This is a genomic window from Alistipes sp. ZOR0009 (genome assembly GCF_000798815.1).
Classification (GTDB): domain Bacteria; phylum Bacteroidota; class Bacteroidia; order Bacteroidales; family ZOR0009; genus Acetobacteroides.
On sequence record NZ_JTLD01000048.1, the window covers coordinates 20,656 to 39,056 of the forward strand.

General features: G+C 41.2%; 14 protein-coding genes. 5 read left to right on the forward strand and 9 right to left on the reverse strand.

The genetic code is table 11. The features are described from left to right. Window positions 1–46: 46 nt before the first annotated feature. Together L990_RS13510 and L990_RS13515 are read left to right on the forward strand one after the other, a co-directional pair. Window positions 47–325, forward strand: a complete 279-nt coding sequence (locus L990_RS13510; RefSeq protein ID WP_047450375.1) for a putative quinol monooxygenase — start codon at window positions 47–49, stop codon at window positions 323–325. A gap of 113 nt (window positions 326–438) precedes the next feature. After that, window positions 439–1,047 carry a hypothetical protein gene (locus tag L990_RS13515; protein WP_047450377.1) on the forward strand — a complete coding sequence of 203 codons (609 nt, stop codon included), beginning with the start codon at window positions 439–441 and terminating at the stop codon, window positions 1,045–1,047. Between the two features lie 38 nt (window positions 1,048–1,085). Here the strand turns inward: L990_RS13515 and L990_RS13520 are convergent, their stop codons facing one another. Together L990_RS13520 and L990_RS13525 are read right to left on the reverse strand one after the other, a co-directional pair. Next, window positions 1,086–1,571 (reverse strand): ferritin, encoded by a 486-nt coding sequence (locus tag L990_RS13520; protein ID WP_047450380.1) that lies wholly within the window; start codon window positions 1,569–1,571, stop codon window positions 1,086–1,088. Window positions 1,572–1,720: 149 nt separating this feature from the next. Then, window positions 1,721–1,909, reverse strand: coding sequence for a hypothetical protein (locus tag L990_RS13525; protein ID WP_047450383.1), 189 nt, complete (start codon window positions 1,907–1,909; stop codon window positions 1,721–1,723). Between the two features lie 426 nt (window positions 1,910–2,335). On the opposite strand from L990_RS13525, the gene L990_RS13530 reads away from it, so the two are divergent. Further along, complete coding sequence (locus tag L990_RS13530) at window positions 2,336–3,556, forward strand: exonuclease SbcCD subunit D (protein WP_047450386.1); 1,221 nt, start codon at window positions 2,336–2,338, stop codon at window positions 3,554–3,556. After that, entirely contained in the window at window positions 3,553–6,621 is a 3,069-nt protein-coding gene (locus tag L990_RS13535) for an AAA family ATPase (RefSeq protein WP_047450389.1), read from the forward strand. Before L990_RS13530 ends, L990_RS13535 begins: the two co-directional genes overlap by 4 nt. A gap of 97 nt (window positions 6,622–6,718) precedes the next feature. On the opposite strand, the gene L990_RS13540 is transcribed toward L990_RS13535, so the two are convergent. From L990_RS13540 to L990_RS13565, 6 genes are all read right to left on the reverse strand, one after another. Next, a complete protein-coding gene (locus L990_RS13540) occupies window positions 6,719–8,041 on the reverse strand; it encodes a RagB/SusD family nutrient uptake outer membrane protein (protein ID WP_047450391.1) in 1,323 nt (440 codons plus the stop codon). A gap of 11 nt (window positions 8,042–8,052) precedes the next feature. Then, window positions 8,053–11,379, reverse strand: coding sequence for a SusC/RagA family TonB-linked outer membrane protein (locus L990_RS13545; RefSeq protein ID WP_047450393.1), 3,327 nt, complete (start codon window positions 11,377–11,379; stop codon window positions 8,053–8,055). A gap of 14 nt (window positions 11,380–11,393) precedes the next feature. After that, window positions 11,394–13,973, reverse strand: a complete 2,580-nt coding sequence (locus tag L990_RS13550) for a zinc-dependent metalloprotease (protein ID WP_047450397.1) — start codon at window positions 13,971–13,973, stop codon at window positions 11,394–11,396. Between the two features lie 152 nt (window positions 13,974–14,125). Next, the gene (locus L990_RS19350) at window positions 14,126–15,607 is read right to left on the reverse strand and encodes a sensor histidine kinase (RefSeq protein ID WP_156121589.1); all 1,482 of its coding nucleotides are present in this window, start codon (window positions 15,605–15,607) and stop codon (window positions 14,126–14,128) included. Beyond that, window positions 15,592–16,344: a LytR/AlgR family response regulator transcription factor gene (locus L990_RS13560; RefSeq protein ID WP_047450399.1), complete on the reverse strand. Its 753-nt coding sequence runs from the start codon at window positions 16,342–16,344 to the stop codon at window positions 15,592–15,594. The genes L990_RS19350 and L990_RS13560 overlap by 16 nt, the downstream gene beginning before the upstream one ends. 70 nt (window positions 16,345–16,414) lie before the next feature. Next, on the reverse strand, window positions 16,415–16,996 hold the full coding sequence (locus L990_RS13565; protein WP_052181019.1) for a C40 family peptidase: 582 nt from the start codon (window positions 16,994–16,996) through the stop codon (window positions 16,415–16,417). A gap of 162 nt (window positions 16,997–17,158) precedes the next feature. Here L990_RS13565 and L990_RS13570 point away from each other — a divergent pair, with 162 nt between their 5' ends. Further along, window positions 17,159–17,641, forward strand: a complete 483-nt coding sequence (locus L990_RS13570; protein WP_047450401.1) for a GAF domain-containing protein — start codon at window positions 17,159–17,161, stop codon at window positions 17,639–17,641. Between the two features lie 3 nt (window positions 17,642–17,644). On the opposite strand, the gene L990_RS13575 is transcribed toward L990_RS13570, so the two are convergent. Next, a complete protein-coding gene (locus L990_RS13575; protein WP_081981714.1) occupies window positions 17,645–18,367 on the reverse strand; it encodes a YgjV family protein in 723 nt (240 codons plus the stop codon). Window positions 18,368–18,401 lie beyond the last annotated feature (34 nt).

Consider the following 18,401-nt stretch of genomic DNA (forward strand, 5'->3'; position numbering starts at 1 on the left):
TTGAGGCTATAATCCCTATATTGCCCCAATCCAAAACCATTATGATATGATACGAGTAAATGTTCAGATTATTGTGAAGGAGGAGAATAGAGCAGAATTGCTTGAAGTTCTCAACGTGTTGGCAACAAATTCTCGCATCGAAGCAGGTTGCTTAGCCTATGATGTTTATGAGAATGTTTCGACGGAGGAGAAGTTGTTTATTTTTGAAACGTGGGAAAATGAGGAGTTTTTAAAGATGCATCAGCAAACGTCTCACTACGTTAGTAAGTCACCTCAGCTGCGAAAGCTGGCGCTGGATGTAAAGGTTGAAAAATTCAGCTACTAAAGAATAGGTTTATGGAGAAGAGAGGCGAAGGCCTCTCTTTTTTGTTAACGTTGCTTATTGAATGCCGCGTGGAGCCGTTAAGGTGCTATATTTGACCAAAACTAGAGATTGATATGGCTATGGAAAATCACTTTTCGAGAACAATGATGGACAAAAGCGATGAGGAGCTTAAAGCAATTGTTGGATCGGAGAACGAGTATAGTCGCGAAGCTGTTATGGCTGCGCAATGGGAAATAGAGCGTCGTGAACGTGTTGTTTTGGAAGTCGTAGAGGAAAGAATAAAAGAAGAGCAGGAGGCAATTGGTAAAACGAAGTCAGAAGCTCCTCCAAAGGTTTATAGCGAGCTATTCCTAATTATTTTTGGCGTTTTATTTTCTGTTGTAGGTTCTGGAATTCTAATTGCCATGAATCTATTGCAGATAAACCGTAGGCAGCAGGCTGTATTTGCTGTCCTATTCAGCTTCTCTTTTATAATTATACAGGGCGTTTTGCTGGTTTCGACTGGGGCTATCGCTCCATTTATTTCAATACCAACGAGCATGCTTGGTGTTATTCTTATTCAACGAATGATTTGGGAAAAAGAGTACCCTAAGGGTTTACCAGTTGTGAAGCGCTCGCCTTGGCTGCCCCTTGCCATAGGGATTGTTCTTACAGCGCTGCTTATGTATCTTTTTTATACCGCTTATGGCGTTTTACCAGGAACAATGCCCGCTGCTAAATAGTACGAAAGGCTGAACAATGTTCAGCCTTTCGTACTATTCTATACTCTCTTCTTTAGTTCCTTGTCAAGGTACAGCAAGCCGCCTCTATCTCCAACCCTTTTGAGCTTTTCCAGAATGGTGGTTGCAATACGCTCCTCTTCAACCTGTTCGTCGATGAACCAGCGTAAAAAGTTTTGAGATGCATAATCCTTTTCTTGTACGGCAATATCCATTACGCCATAAATAAAATGGGTTACTTTTTGCTCGTGCTTTACCACCTCTTCAAAGACATCAACAGGGGTAGCCCAAGTTAGGGGAACTTCTTTAATTGGCTGAAGCCTTACCGTACCACCTCTTTCGTTGATGTGGTCAAAAAATTTGAGGGCGTGGGCTGCCTCCTCATGGTACTGTAGCTTAAACCAGTGTGCAAAACCTTCTAATCCTTTGTTGTCAAAATCGGCTGACATGGATAGATATAGGTAGGCCGACCAAAATTCGGCGTTAATTTGATTATTAAAAGCCTCAAGTACTTTACTGTTCATCATAGCCGTGAATTTTTAGTATGTATATAGTACGTTTTAGTACCATAAATTGTTTACTGAAATGGCTTAAATAGCGATGATTCTATGTAAATAAAAAAGGTCAACGAAATTTTCGTTGACCTTACACACTTAACTAACTACTACTGATTCCTCTATAAGTCTTCTAATACAACAAACTCGAATGAGGCTGCTTCTTCTATATCAACAAGCCCATAGATCCATAGTGGCTCTAACTTGTGTACATATCTTGTGAGGTCGATTTGGATATTTCCTAAGTAATCAACCGATTTTTGATGGATTTCAGATGCTTTGCTGCCCACTTGTTTTGCTATGCTCTTCATGCTCTCTTTTGTTTGCTTCGTTTGTAATTGCGGCTCCTTATTTTTCCTGTTTTTTACCTAATATTAGGAGTTAAATAGGCATTTTGTCTGTGTCAAAATTAGGATCTGACGCGTAGCCGCCAAATGTTTTGTGTTAAAACAGCCGTTTTATAGCTGATTGGTTTTAAAGTTTTTGATATCCTTTGGATGTGATGTTAAAAATGGAATTTTTCGGTGTATTTGTAAGGTGAAATAGATTGTTGTAGCATTGGGGCGACAGTTTGTTTGCTGGTTGTGCATAAAATCGTTCTTCTTACTTAAATTGATACTTGCATGCTAAAGATCTTTTGGTAAAAAAGATCAATGGAATTAGTCATTTTAGCCGATTTATTCATAAAAATTGGCATCTTTAGTTTGTCTTTTAGATCTACTTCAATATTAACATTTATGCGAATACTACATACGTCGGATTGGCACTTAGGTAAGCGGCTCGATGATTTTTCGAGGTTGCCAGAGCAGGTTGAGGTGCTCGATGAAATTATCCACATTGCAAATGAGCATAATGTTGATGCAGTGCTTATTGCTGGCGATCTGTTCGATACTTTTAACCCATCTACGGAAGCTGTAGAGTTATTTTATAGGAGCCTGAAAAAATTAACCAACGATGGTAAAAGGCCAGTGATTGCCATTGCAGGTAATCACGATTCTCCGGATAGAATAGAGTCTCCCGACCCGCTTGCAAGGGAGTGTGGAATTATTTTCGTTGGCTACCCTAATACGGTAGTACCTCCATTTAGACTTGATTCTGGATTCGAGGTGCTACATGCATCGGAAGGTTTTTTGGAGGTCAGGTTGCCCCGATGTAATGTTCCGTTGCGTATTTTGCATACGTCCTATGCCAATGAGTTTAGAATGAAAACCTTCTTGGGTTCGGAAAATAATGAGCAGGAGCTACGTATGCTACTGGCAAACCGATGGCAGGAGCAGGTGCTGCAGTATTGCGACGCAAACGGATGCAACTTGCTGGTAAGCCATCTTTTTTTTATTAAAGAGGGAGCGGATATTCCCGATGAGCCTGATGATGAAAAGCCTATTTTGCATGTTGGAGGAGCGCAGGCTATTTATTCGGGAAATGTACCCAATGGATTGCAGTATGTGGCTCTTGGGCATTTGCATCGAAAACAGACTATTGATGTGCAGCCTTGTCCTATTATTTATTCGGGAAGTCCCTTATCATACTCGTTTGCAGAAACCAATCAACAAAAATATGTGATGCTGATCGACTTGGAGCCTGGTCAAGAAGCTGCTATTACCGAGATCCCTTTATCAAAAGGAAGGCGCCTGCTACGTTATCGGGCAGAAGGTGTAGACAAGGCGGTAGAGTGGCTCGCTGCAAATAAGGATGCCTTAGTGGAGGTAACGTTAGTTTCTGACACCTACATTACTGCACAAGAGCGCAAACTGCTTAATGAGGTTCATCCAAATATTATAAATATTTATCCAGAGGTAACTATTGCAGCTCAAAATAGGAAGGATGAGGGGCAGGTGGATTTGACAAAAAATCCAGAGGCGCTATTTCGCGATTACTTTATGCATGCAAAAGGGCAGGAGCCTAGTGAGTCGCTAATGATGTTATTTCGAGAAATTTTGGCAGAGGAGGAAGAATGATACCAATTCGATTAACTATAGAGGGATTGTACTCCTATCAAAAGAGGCAAATCATCGATTTTGAACGATTAACACAGGCTCATCTGTTTGGTATATTCGGGCAGGTCGGTAGCGGAAAGTCTTCGGTGCTAGAGGCTATTAGCTTTGCTATCTATGGCGAAACGGAGCGGTTAAATACTCGCGATAGCCGAGGGTATAACATGATGAACCTTAAATCGGATAACCTGCTTATTGAGTTTGTTTTTGAGTCGGGGATAAGCCATAGGCGATACTTGGCTACAGCAACAGCAAGGCGTAACTCTAAGCGTTTTGAGGATGTAGGAACGATAGAGCGCAAGGCATTTGTGGATAGCGGCGGGAGATGGCTTCCTGTAGAGTTGGCTGTGCTAGAAGAGGCAGTTGGTTTAAGTTACGCCAACTTTAAGCGTACGATTATTATTCCTCAGGGAAAGTTTAAAGACTTTTTGGAACTAGGCGCTACCGATCGTACTAAAATGATGAAGGAACTTTTTGGCTTAGAAAAGTACGATTTAGCCGACAAGGCTGCTCGTTTGTCTAAAGCTAACGATTTAAGAAAGGAAAACATAGAGGGGCAGCTGTTACAGCTTGGTGAGATCTCAGCCGAAAAAGTTGCTGAACAAAAATTGCTGATAGAAGCAAAGCGGCTTGAACTGGCTCGAGCCGTTGAGAAGTTTGAGGAGGCGCAGAAGCAAGAGGCTACAATGGCTATGCTTAAAGATCTTTTTGAGCAACAGCTTGAGGTTCAAAAGGCATATGCTGTATGTTTGGCGCAAGGTGCTGGGATGCAACAGTTGGAACAGCAGTTAAAGCATTACGAATCTTGCCTTATCCATTTTAAGGGGGATCTGGAGTCGCAGCAAAAGTTTAAAATTTCGATACGTTCTCTATCTGAGCAGCTAGAGGCTGATAAAGCCCAGAAACAGGCGCTACAGGCCGAATTGAAGGCTAAGGAGGTGGAGATAGAGTTGCTGAAGGTAAAAAATGAAGGGAGAGATAGCCTGCTAAAGGAGGCCGACGATTTGGAAAAGAGAATTCAGATCGCTCAGCTTACGACCGATCTTCTGAATCTCAGAGCCCGTTTAGAAAAGGGCGAAAAGATGGTAGCCAATAATGTGGCGAAGGTGGAGCTGCACCAAAAAGCAATTGCAGATGTTTCGGAAAGAGTAAAACAGCATAGAGGGCAGCTTCCAGATCGGAATGTTTTGGCTTTAGCCAGTGCTTGGCATACAAAAAACGACTTGCTGCTTAAACAGCAGGAGGTTCTTCAAAAAGAAATGGCTAATATTTTGGAGGAGTCGAAGACGGTTGCTTCTTCAGTAAGGTCAATACTAGAAAAAGACGTCTTAAAGGGATATTCGGGGGATGAAAGTTTCTCCTCCATCCGTTTGTGGATTGCCAATATCATCAGCCGTGAAAAAGAGTCCAGAAATAATCTAAAGGAACAGCTGCGGCAACTTGAGGTTCATGCTAAGCTAAAAGAGTACGCTGCGTCTCTCATACAGGGTGAACCATGTCCGCTTTGTGGCTCAACGGAACATCCTTCAATTATCAGCATAAACAATGTAGATTATGAGTTGCAGCAGGCGCAGGCGACCGAGCAATTACAGGAGGAACGTTTAAGCCAGATCCAGAAGGCCGAGTTGCTACTTGTGGCTGTAGAGCAGCAGCTGCTGGCTGTAAGCCGACGCTCGCAGGAACTTGCTGCAAATGAGTTGGAGTTAAAAAAGATGCTGCTTGAGCACCAACGCGAGTTTAAATGGGATGATTATAGGCAGTTAGAAGCATTGAATTCAGCACAGCAACTTGTTTTACAACTTGATAAGCAGGTCGAGGAGCAGGAACTCAGGCGAGATGTCGAAGATAAGTTGCTTAAAAAGGCACTTGAAGATGGAACTACTTTTCGTAATCTGTTAGAGACAATTAGGCGGGAGCATTCCGAAAAGGAGTCGGCCAAGCAAACACTACTTAGTCAGCTTACCAACAGGGAAGTTCCTACGGCTGATAATGTGGATACGTTGAAAAAACAAGCAGTAGCAATTAGAATGGAGGTAGCGCAAACCTCCAAACTTCTCGAAGAGGCCCTTGCGCTTATTGCAAAGCAGCAACAGGAGTTAGGGAATATCGATGGTAGAATACATGCTAATGGAGTGATGCTCCAAAAGGAACAGGAGATGGCGGAAACATTGGCCAAACAAATAGCCGATAAGCTGGAGGCTATGGGATATGCTTCGGTAGATGAGGTAGCTGCTATTCTTTCTCTCCCTATGGATGTAGAACATGAACGTAGACGTATTGAAACCTACCGCAAGGAACTCCAAACGCTTTCTGATCGAATTACACAGCTGGCCAGCGAAATAGGCGATCGTAGCTACAATGCTCAGGAGCATTTACAGTTGGTACAGGTGCTTGCAGCAATCAAAGTTTCCATTACAGAGTTTAATCAGGAGATTGGGCGTATAGGAAGCCGCATTGAACAGATTGAGCGTTCGCTGGCTGCGCAAAAGCAGCTGGTCGCCGATTTGAATATCGTAAAGGTAAGAGGAGAGGAGTTGACGCTTCTTAAGAACCTTTTTTATCGCAGCGGCTTTGTCAATTTTATTAGCACAACCTACCTACAAAACCTATGTGCGGCAGCTAACGATCGTTTCTATAGAATGACGCGCCAACGGTTGAGCTTAGAGCTCAATGACGATAACAACTTTCAGGTTCGTGATTACATGAATGGGGGCAGAACTCGCAACGTTAAAACGCTATCGGGGGGGCAAACCTTCCAAGCATCGTTGGCGTTAGCATTGGCGCTATCCGACAACATACAAAAGATGCAGAGTGCCGATCAAAATTTCTTCTTTCTCGACGAAGGTTTTGGTACGCTCGACAAGGACTCGCTCGGGGTTGTTTTCGATACGCTGAAATCTTTGCGTAAAGAGAATCGTATTGTTGGCGTAATTTCGCATGTCGATGAAATGCAGCAGGAGATAGAAACCTACCTAAAGGTGGTAAACCACGAAGAAAGCGGTAGCCTGGTGCAGGCTAGCTGGGAGTAGCATTCTCTAACAAAAATTTTATTACTTAGGATTTACTACCACTATAAAAGTTGAAAGGCACCTTGGGGGAAGGTGCCTTTCGTGTGTGTGTGAATAATTACTCTGCCAGATTTGGGTTATTTGTGACAGCATCTTTAGGGATTCTCACGATATAGCGAGGATCATTCTCTTCTAATGTATAGGTAACCCCTTTGTATTCTTTTATAAGCTTTGGTTTTCCGTTGCGCTTTAGGTCAAACCAGCGGAATCCTTGGAATGCTAATTCACGAGCACGCTCATCAAACACAGCTTGGATGAAAGCAGATTTGTCCATTGCATTGATTTCAGCGGCACGTTGAGTGTAGTAATCTGGTTTCAACCTGTTTTTTAGAAGTTCTTTTAGTGCCGCTTTAGCATCATCAAGATTTCCATTACTGCGAGCTATTGACTCTGCTTTGATTAGGTAGAATTCTGAGGTGCGCATGCTAACCTTGTTTTCTACCGAAGAACCTCCCAGTTTAATTTTGTATATTCCATTTGAAAGGGTGTAATATGCTTTTATTCTTAAATCGTTGTCAAGGTTATACAATCCAAGAAGTTTAGGTGATACCGCCAAATCATAAGGGAATTTAAATGTATTTTCAAAAGCAAGTACATTTTCCACTGATTTATACTTGTACGGCATTATTGCAGTAGAACTGTTTAAATCTTCGAGTTTGCTGTTTAAGTCTAATGCCTTTTGTGCATACTCTTTTGCTTTTTCGTAGTTTCCCATAGAAAGGTACACCCTTGCAGCAAACCCGAAGGCTGATACTTTTGAGAAGCGGAAGTTTTCACCTTTTTCAAATTCGTTGATATTTAAAAGTTTAATTCCATCTTCAATATCATTGACTACTTGATCGTACACTTCTTTTAGGGTGTTGCGTTTTGGAAACTTGTTGACATCAATAGCTGTAGATATTTCGATTGGAATTCCTTTTTGTGTTGCAGGATCAGCAGCGCCATACTGGTTTGCATACAGGTTTGCCAGATTGAAATGCATATAGGCTCTCATAATGAAAGCTTCACCAACAAGTTGCTCTATTGCCTCTTTTGTACCATTCTTGATGTCGTTTCTGTTTTTTATGACATGATTTGCATAAAAAATGGATTTGTACAATTCAACCCAAGGGGTTGCTTGGGTACTTTGATCTGGAGATTTTGTATTCCAGATGTAAATATCCTTGTAGTATATATTCGTCGAAGTAAACGATGCCTCATCGCTTAATAGAGCGGAGTAAGATCTGTCGTATTGAGTCGAATAGCCTCCGCTTAAAAGCGCTTTGTATTCTGAATAGGTAGTCGGAATCGCTTTTCCTACGGGTTTTATATCTAAAAAACTTTCACAAGCAATACATTGAATGGTGATGATTGCAAGTAGTATGATGTTCCTTAACTTCATTTTTCTGCTTATTAAAAGTTTACATTAACACCAAAACTAATGGAGCGAGGTATGGGTTGGGAATAAATGTTTCCATAAGTTTCAGGATCAAAGAAGCCGTTGTAATTTGTACCAAAAACAAACGGATTTCTGCATTCAAGATTGAATCTAACCTTTTCTACACGTATTTTCTTTACGATAGATGCAGGCAAATCATAACTTAGGCGAATATTGCTAACGCGTAGGTAGCTTACCTCTTTGTACCAAATATCTAGTTTGCTAAATATCGTGCTCATATAGTTTGCCTCTACAGCACGGCTTCCTCCGTAGCTGTTGGCCTCAATAATCGCAGGGTATTTTCCGTTCTTGTTATTTTCTGACCAGATATCGTAAATTTTGGTAGAGGTGTTGATTCCTCGATCATATTCCGACATGCTGTAAAATGGAGTCTCCTGAATAAGTTGTTTTATATTAAAATTCATGGAGATGTAAAGAGAAAGACCTTTGTATGAAAAGTTATTCGTTATACCACCACTTAGTTTAGGGTCTTTATCTCCCAAATAGCTGTACATATCGCGCTGTTCCTTTTCTGAAAGAGAAGGGTAGGACCAACCACCAATATCGTACAGTTGAAACGCATCCATTATTGATACCTTTTTGCCATCTTTCCATAGCAAAGGATAGCCTTGATCATCTAATCCTGCTGTTTTATAGCCAAATACTCCATTTACAGGGTGTCCTTGGATAGACGGAGTTATGTCATTTACTTTAATCTGAAACTTATCAACATTGTTGATATTCTTTGAGATGTTGAAATTAGTAGTCCAAGAGAAGTTTGACTTTTGAATGTTTTTGGTTGTTAAACTTATCTCAAAGCCTTTGTTGGTTACCTGTGCCCAGTTTTGGTTAGAATAGTCAAACCCTGTTTCAAGGGGAAGTGAACGTAGTCCTATTAAATCGCTTGATACTCTATGGTATAGATCGATTCCAACTAAAATGCGGTTTCTTAAGAAACCAAGGTCTAAACCTCCATTCCAAGTTGCGGTTTTTTCCCATCTTAAGAATTCGTTTGGAGCATTCTCAACATTCAAGTATGTCACTCGATTGCCTGGTAGGATGGTTGTAGTACCGTATTTTCCGATAACAAAAGGGGAAGTGCTTTTATCAATATTACCTTGAAGTCCATAAGATAGACGAGCCTTAAGGGTGGTTATCCATGGAGTGTTTTTCATAAATTCTTCTTGTGTTACATTCCATGTTCCACCAGCCGACCAAAGGGGAAGATATTTATATTTGGGGTCTACACCATATAAGTCAGATCCGTCGTATCTGATGCTACCAAATAGAGTGTATCGTCTATTGTACGTGTACGATAGTGTTGAGAAAAAAGAAACAAAGGCATTTTCTACTTTTGTTTTGGAATGAGGATTAAAAATGGATGTAGGACCGATCTCGTATGTACTAGGAAAAATAGACGGATTGGTTTCCAGTGTTTGAGGATTGTATTCGAGCCCTAAGGTTTTTAACCTATTATTGTAAGTCCTTCTTAGCTCATTTCCTAACATGAAGTCAACTTCATGTAAGTCCCCGAGCTGCTTGTTCATCTCGAGCATATTCTTCCAGTTCCATTGATTAGAACGCTCGTTTAACGTTTCGATAACGCCTCCTTTTTTTATGTAATGAAGGGTCTCTCCTGTATTTGGATCACTATAATATGATGCATTTTTATAGTATCTGGCTTGATAAGAGTTTTCTAGACCAATTTTCTCTGTATTGGCTAGGTCGTATTGCATTCCGAATTGAGAGGTTAGCCTAATGTCTTTTAATATTTCCCATCTTGCATCAAAAATGGTATTAAGGCTTTGTGCCTTCATTGTATTTGATGTATTTTCCCTATCCTCTATGATGTTGAAAGGAATAATGTTGTCATTAACGGGATTTATATTTGGATCATAAACATAGTTCCCTTTCGAATCGTAGATTCCTAAATAGGGGTTGGCTATTCTAGCATACCTCGAAGGTGTTGCCGAATTTCCAATTCCAGATAGGTAGGAGTTTTGCTCTTTCTGTGAGGTGTAAATTGAAACTCCAACATTAAATTTTTCTGTTAAGTTGTAGTCTGTTTTCAGTGTTAAGTTAAATCGATTAAGACCCGTTCCTTTTGTTGATCCTTTTTCATCAAAATAACCTGCAGAAAAGTAGTAGTTTGCCTTTTCATTACCACCAGAGATGCTTAAGCTGTAGTCTTGGTTAACGGCTTGTCTGTATATTTCTTTTCCCCAATCTGTGTTAACTTTTCTGAGATCATTAATCATCTGTTGAGTTGTTGCTGATAGCCCGCTAAAACCATTTTGCTGGTAAGCGGCAAGCTCTCCTGTTTTTTCTAATATTTGGGCAACACTCCCAACATTTGAACGGTAGGTTAGGTCTGTTCTTTTTGCAAGATCAAGCTCCCAGTTTACTTTTTGATCTGTATTGAGTAGGTTTAATTTGTCAAAATCAGGACGCATGGTAACAGAAAGGTTTGTATTTAGATTGATATCTAATTTTCCTCTTTTACCCTTTTTGGTTGTGATGACAATAACCCCATTGGCTGCACGGGTTCCATAAATAGCTGTTGCAGCAGCATCTTTTAAGATAGTAATATCTGCAATATCATTGGGATTTAAACCTGCAATAGATGAGTTGAATAAATCTCCGATATTTTGTTCTTTCAAATTAGGCATGGTTCCTTCTAGAGGCATGCCATCCAATACCCACAAGGGGTCTTGATTTCCTTCAAGAGACGCAGTACCCCTGATTCTAATTTTAGAAGGGGCTCCAGGTGCACCTGAAACATTGGATATTTGAACACCAGCTACTTGTCCCATCAGCATTTGGTCTACGCTGGCAACACCAGCCTGCTTAAAGTCTTTAGCTTCTATTTTGGCTACCGACGAGGTGTTTTTGCGTTGCTTGATGTTTTGGTATCCTGTAACCACCACCTCGTCGATTGCGGTGTTGGCTTCAGCGAGCTTGATTTCTATAAAGTCCTTTCCATCGACGCTTACCTTCTGGGTTTCGAAGCTGATAAAGCTGCAGGTTAGCACCTTTACATTCTTGGGAATGGTTATCGAAAAGTTTCCGTTAACATCCGAAACGGTACCTAAACCATAGTTGGTGATAACTCCTTTTTGATCAGACTCTGCTCCAATGGTTTGATCTATAAAAATTGATGCGCCAGGCAGCGGCTTCCCGTCGGTGCTGCTCAGTACTTTCCCTTTTACTACTCGGGTACCTTGGGCAAAAATTGCCGAAGGTACGGTTGCAAGTAGTAAAACTAGGAACAACAGCTTTGTTTGTAATCGTAGTTTTCTCATAATAAAAATTTGTTTTAGTTACGCAAAGACTGGTTGATGCGAAGAAGTAAATCTTCGTAGTGATACTGGGTGTTTATATCTCCTGTGTTGACTTTCGATTTTAGTAGCTTTTCAATCTTTAGCAGCTCGCCTCGTTTCAACGATATTGCTTCTGATATACGCTCTGGACCAGTGAATATTCGTTCTGACTCCAAAGAGTGATCGTGGTTGCAGCTGGCGTGTGAGCAGAAGTTTCTATTTCCAAAAAGGGCGTTGCTATTTTCTTCGTCATGCAGCTTTTTCTTCTCTTTTGCGGCAGCATTTCTGTCGGCAGCAATTATTAGCGCATCGATAAATGCTTTTTGGATGGAGCGTTCGTACACGTTCAGGTTTTCGCCTTTAAGGGTTTTGGCAAAAAAAGCATTATGTAGGTCTGCAACTAACTCTGCAGCTGTATAGGCATTTTTCCCGTTGGTTGCTTCGTTGTCAATCATGCGAGCAATACGTTCGTTGGCCAGCAAATCCCACATTACGTACGATACCGCACCTTTGTACGATGCAAAAGGGGTGTACTCGTTGTCGTAATCTGGAGCCTGCTTAATAGGGAATACCAGCTTGTAGAGATCTGACTTGAAAAGCCATTCGGGATAGGTAAATACGTTCTTTACAAGGTAAGAAACGGCCTCCTTCTGGCGTAACTTCTCAACGTGGTTGTAGGTTGTTTTTCCATCCCCTAGAACGGTATTGTTGATGTGTACTCCGCCAACATTGGTTAATACGTGGTATGAGTACATGTGCCACTGACCAATGATTGCATTGGCAAGCATCCCTGCTTCGCGATAGTCATCACCCTTTTGGGTTGTCCAAGTGAGGATGTTCGGCATCAACCTTTTTAGGTTATTTAAACCGTATTCGCTTGCCTTTACAGAGTTATCTCCCAAATCTTCAATTTGCGCTCTTGGATCTATTCCTTCGCGCATGTCTTGCTGAGGCAGGTACGTGAGGAACGGGTTTTTACTTGCCTCTTCTAGCATTTTTTTGCTCTCTGGCATCTCTTCGAATGGCGAACTTTTGCCGTAGTAACGGTAGGCCCATTCGATGGCAAACTTATCATATACGCCAATACGTGGAGTTATATACTTTACGCCATCTTCGGGTTGTGCCACGTAGTTAAAGCGGGCATAGTCCATGATTGATGGTGCCGTTGCATTTTTTAGTGCAAAAGCTGGATTGCGGAGAGAGTCTGTAGGGTAGAAAGATGAAGCTCCCATGTTGTGCTTTAGACCTAGCGTGTGGCCAACCTCGTGCGATGAGATAAAGCGAATCGCTTCGCCCATATGCTCGTCATCAAAACGGTTGCTACGCGACTTGCTGTCGATAGCGCCTGTTTGAACGCGCATCCAAGACTGAACAGCGGTCATTACGTTATGCCACCATACGATGTCTGATTCAATAATTTCGCCCGAACGAGGGTCGAATACTGATGGTCCCATGGCGTTAGCCTTATCGGAGGCGGCGTAGGTTACGGCTGAATAGCGAACATCGTCGATGTCAAAGTCCTTGTCGTTATCGGCAACTTCTTTGGCTATAATGGCATTCTTGAATCCAGCCTTTTCGAAAGCTACTTGCCAGTCGTGAATACCTTGAATGATGTGCTTACGCCATTTTGCAGGTGTAGATGGGTCGATGTAGAAAACGATTGGCTTAATGGGTTCTACAAGTTCACCGCGGAAATATGCCTCTTTATCCTTTGGTTCCAGCCTCCATCGGGTTACAAGGTCTCGCTTGTCCAGCTGGTGCTGATCGTCGTTAAAGTACCAGCGCTTAGTAGCAAAGTAGCCTACGCGCGAGTCTTCAAAACGAGGAACCATTGGTTTTTCTGGAAGCAAAACGAGGTTAGACGTTACCTCAACTGTAAGTTTGGCTAGCGTTTCGGCACCTGGGATTGTTGTGGTTTGGGTTGTTTTAACAACAATGTTTTCTGGGAAACTTTTAATGCTGTTAATAAAAGAGAATTCAGAAAGGGGGCTAGTACCTATGCCTACCATCCCAAATACGTTGTTGAAGCTTTTCTTATCGCCATCGTACACCTTGTTCACTTTAATTAGAACGGTGCTGCTATCTTTAGAGTAGGCTTCGATGTCGAAGTACTCCAGAATGTTCATGGCGTAGTTATCTGCAACGCTTCTGCTGATCTTGTCTCCTGCTACCGTATCGATAAACGGCTTGTAGTTAAGGGCAAATACGCGCTTAAGCTCCTTGTTGAGAGAAAATCTAATAACCAGATTTTCAAAGTTCATTCCCTTATTTATGCCCGCTTCGTTTAGCGCAGCAGAGACCTGTGATATCTTATTTACAATAAGCATATCGCGGTTTAGAAGTTTGCTGGGAATGGCAAAATAGTAGTCTTTATCCTTCTTGTAAACAGCAAATAGACCGCTATCGGCAGCGGCTCCTTTTACAATGTCGTCGAACTTATTTTTGTCAACGACGGAGGAGTCTGACTTTTTCTTTTTTCCAAAAATAAACCATCCTGCATAGGAGGTAGGAATACAAACAAATGTAAAACTCAATGCTATCGCAAGGGATAACGCTGTCCTCTTAATTTTCTTCATGTTTTTAGGCTAGCATAATTTCGCCAACAAGGTATTGGCGAGTAATGCTTCTTTAAAAATATATGGAGCGAACTGGTTAAATTCGCTACCGAAATGGGAAAAAAAGAGAGTGAAAAGGAGGGTGGTGTTGGTGTTCCCTCTGAAGTAAACCGCTATTTTTGAAGTAACGGGATGCTTGCTAAATACTTTCCATCTACGATTTTAAAAATGCAGGGACGCTCAGTGAGGTAGCTATACCTTCTAATTAGGTTTACCTGACCTTTTCCTGTGCTCTCTACTACGCTTGACCGCTTGTTAAGCGTATTTTCTATGGTAACATAACCGTCTTTGCATGTAATGGATATCCTCAACGGATTGCTTGTACTTGCTGAGTTATGCTTTATGCTGTTTTCTACTAGTGTCTGTACCGAAAGAGGTGGAACGAACTTGTCCATCCACTGCTCTTCAATAGCAAGGTCAATCGTAATCGAATCCTTGAACCTTATTTTCTGAATGTTGATATAGTGCTTGGTAAATTCAAGTTCTTCACGTAGGATGACTGACGTTTTTTTCTCGGTATCAAGAAGGTATCTGTACTGGTTCGATAGCAGCTGAGTAAACTCAACGGCCTGTTCTGGATGTTTTTTGATTAAAGTTTTGAGAGAGCCGAGTGAGTTAAATAGAAAGTGTGGGTTGATGCCACTCTTTAGTATTTCCAAATCGGAGGCAATCATCTGCGTTGACTGAATCTCATTTATCAGCTTTAGGTTGAGCATTTTTTGCTCTGCATTTCTTCTTCTCTGGGTTTCGCCTTGCCATATTTTAATTCCCCACATCAGAAAGGAAATAAAAAGAACTAGCGGCATAACGATTAAAAGCCAGATGTTTTTCCTTATCTTTTCTGTAAAATCTACAAGTTCAAATCGAACAACATTAATTGAAATAAAAACTTGAGAATGAGCCAGAGGTGTAGGAATGGTGTAGCGGTCGACTTTTAGTCCAAGAAAATTGGAGTATACATTTTTTTCTTTTGAAGAGAGTAGGTTGTATTTATCTCTGAAGTTTCTTTTAGAAATGTCAGAATTGTGAGTTGCAATCCGGTGTTCCTCTGGATGGTATATTGTTTTTCGGTTAGCTGTCGAGATGGTAATGTAAGCCCCCTTTATGTTTTTTTCAAGCGCAATTTCGTTATGAAATTTTGTGAGGTTTATGAGCAGCCTAATAGTATATTTTTTTTTATTGGGTCTATAACTTGGTATGTTGATGCTTAAGTATGGTATGTTGCCGATTTTAATGACGTCTAACGGCTGTAGGGTTGAGTCTTTCTTCTGTATCGGTCTAATCAAAAGGCTTCTTACAGTCGAATCCTTAGAGATTTGTTTCTCGCAAATTCGTAGAATGTTTTCATCCTCGATGTTTGTTTGTGTGGTTAGGTATTCTGCATTATCAATGTAAACTGTATATCGGTTTAGTTTTCCTAGTATTAGGTTCAGGTTACTTTTGTTGATGTACTCACCTAGGTTATCCGAATTACTTTCGGCCTCTTTTATAATTCGTTGTAGGATAAATAGCCCTGCAAAGAAGAGTAGTAGCATAGATATGCCACAAACGATTATTATGGTAATACGCTTATTGATGTTTAATCGTTTAGCCACTTTTTAAACTCGTTTGCGCGTGCATGGCTAATAATAACGTCATCCTCTGTTTCTGGACAAAGCTTTACCTTAATTCTACTTTTGGAGTACGATACAAGCTCTTTAACGCTGTTTATATTGGCGTAGTACTTTCTGCTTAATCTAAAAAACTCCTTAGGATCAAGTTCTTCTTCGAGTTTAGCAAGGGTCGAGTCGTAAAAGTAGCGTTTACTATCGTTGGTAATTGCAAAGAGATGCTTATTGTCCGACATGAAGTAGGCAACCTGGCTCGATTCTACCGGTTTTTGTATGGCTCCTAACGTAAGTATAAATCGTTTTTTGTGATTCAATGCTTTGTAGCGCGAAGTAAGCATGTCGTATAGCTCGCTCAGGTTCGGTGTTTGAGGAGCCATCTGCCTATATTTTTGAATGGCTTTCTCTAGCCGCTCTTTTTCTATTGGTTTAAGCAGGTAGTCTACGCTATTTACCTCAAACGCCTTAATTGCGTAGCTGTCAAATGCGGTTGTAAATATAATCGGGGTGGAGACGTTTACTTGTTCAAAAATGGAGAAGGAAAGGCCGTCGGAGAGGTTAACGTCTAGGAAAATAAGATCGCAAGTATTCTCAGAAAGCCACCTTACGCTTTCCGATATGCAGTCAAGAGTTGCTAGTACATTAATTGTAGGGTCAATCTCAAAAAGAAGATCAGACAACTCCTCTGCCAACAAATACTCATCCTCAACAATGACTACATTCATTAAATAAAGCCTAAGGTGATTTGAATACGATTAAAAAAAAGGCCGATATTTCTATCGACCTTATATCTTGCTAATTCTTTATCGTCGAAGGATTTTGAACCACTCGCTTTGCTTTTATAAAGCGATTTCTAAAGTAGGGCGATTTGGTGAAATCTTCTACAACTACGCCTCTCGAGGTTGACGAGTGAACCATGTATACTCCGCTATCATTTGCTTGAACAACCATGCCCACATGGCCAACTCCGCTTCTGCGTCCTCGTCCTTTAAAGAATACAAGGTCGCCGGGTTGCAAATCTGTCTTTTCAACGGCTTCGCCAACTTTGGCCATTGCCGAACTGTTTCTTGGCAAATCAACACCTTTAGACTTAAATAGGTGACCAACAAATCCCGAGCAGTCGAAGCCAGATGCTGATGTTCCGCTATACCTGTAAGGAGTTCCTAAAAACTGCTTAGAGAAGGATAGAAGATTTTCAACAACGGTATCTGCCACGTTGGTGATTGCATTTTCAAGTAAGAATGTCTCTTTTTTAATGACGGTTGAGTCCGCCTTTCTGGGTGTATGCTTGCGGTGACGTCTATTCGCCGAAGCTACGTCTGTAGCAGCTAGCGAAAGAAGCGCAACAACCAGCACAATTATCGATGATTTAAACATAAGCCTCTTCATAGGTTTTGCAAAAATAGAAGAATAGTCGAGAAAATCTAATTTTATGTGATATTTCTAACACATTGTGCTGTCAAAAATGGTGCTATATTTGTTTCCTACTTTTTGAATGCTAGTAGCTTACTGGAGTTGTTAATAAAAAGTTAAATAATTATGGCAGAAGATATTTTGATTTCGAAATCGGCCTCGAAAGAGGAACGGTACAAGGAGCTGCTCCCTCAAATTGATGCGCTGATTGGCTATGAAGAGGACCTTATTGCCAACCTTGCAAATGTTGCTGCAGCCTTAAAATATGGGATGGATTTCTTTTGGGTTGGCTTCTATTTTGCCAAAAAGGGAGAGCTCGTTTTAGGTCCATTTCAAGGGCCTGTTGCCTGCACCCGTATTCCTTTTTCTAAAGGAGTTTGTGGGGCGTGCTATACCGAACGTAAGACAATTGTTGTGGAAGATGTAGATTTATTTCCTGGTCACATTGCCTGCAGCTCACTTTCAAAATCGGAGATTGTTGTTCCTATTTTTAAAGGAGACGAGGTGGTGATGATTTTGGATGTGGATAGCGAAGAGCTAGCTACGTTTGATGAGACCGATAGGCTCTTCCTCGAAAAGTTGGCGCTATCGGTCTCCAGTAAGTTTTAAGGATTAGGCAATAGCAAGGCTGTATGCTTCACCTTCCTTGGTGAATCCCATTTTATTTAGGTAATTCTCGTGGGCTGGAGTATGCGCTTTGGCCCATACTTTTTTTATTCCCTGCTCTTTTAGAACGTTCGACTTTGTGAAAAAGTACTTGCCCGGTTTGTAGTCCCTGTTACGAGGTGAGGTGTAGTCTACCGCAATTTCAATCTCATTTTTGTTGACTAGCTTGCCGGCTATGACACCAGCAATTTCCATATCGCGGATTTGAAGGGCGAAAAAGTTGTTCGAGTTGAACTCGTTTTTAAATCGAGGAAAGCTCTGGTTTATGTCATCTCCGTACTCCTTTACAAACATTTGTAGCACTTGACTGTGATTTTCGACAATAAGCGTACGGAAAGAGGAGGTTGATCGGTAGATCTGGATGATGTAGTAGGCATCAATGAGCACAATTAGCCCGTTAAATACGCCAACGGGGTAGGCTCCAATTAAAATACCATATACGGCAAAAAGCGACGACCCTGCGAGGTTAAGCCAGCGCAGCTTTAGCGGGCGGCTCATTAAAAGCGAAATCGCGGTAACAACAGAGGCTAAGTAGCCAAACCATGTGAGTAAATCTATATTTTGCATAGTTTCAATTTGAAAAATGGGGCACAAAGGTATAAAACAAAAATTAAATAAAAAGATATATTTACGGTTAAATGGCGGCCGTATTTGCGGTTTGTTGTTCAACTATGCATAAAAAAATAGGCTGCACGCAAGGCAG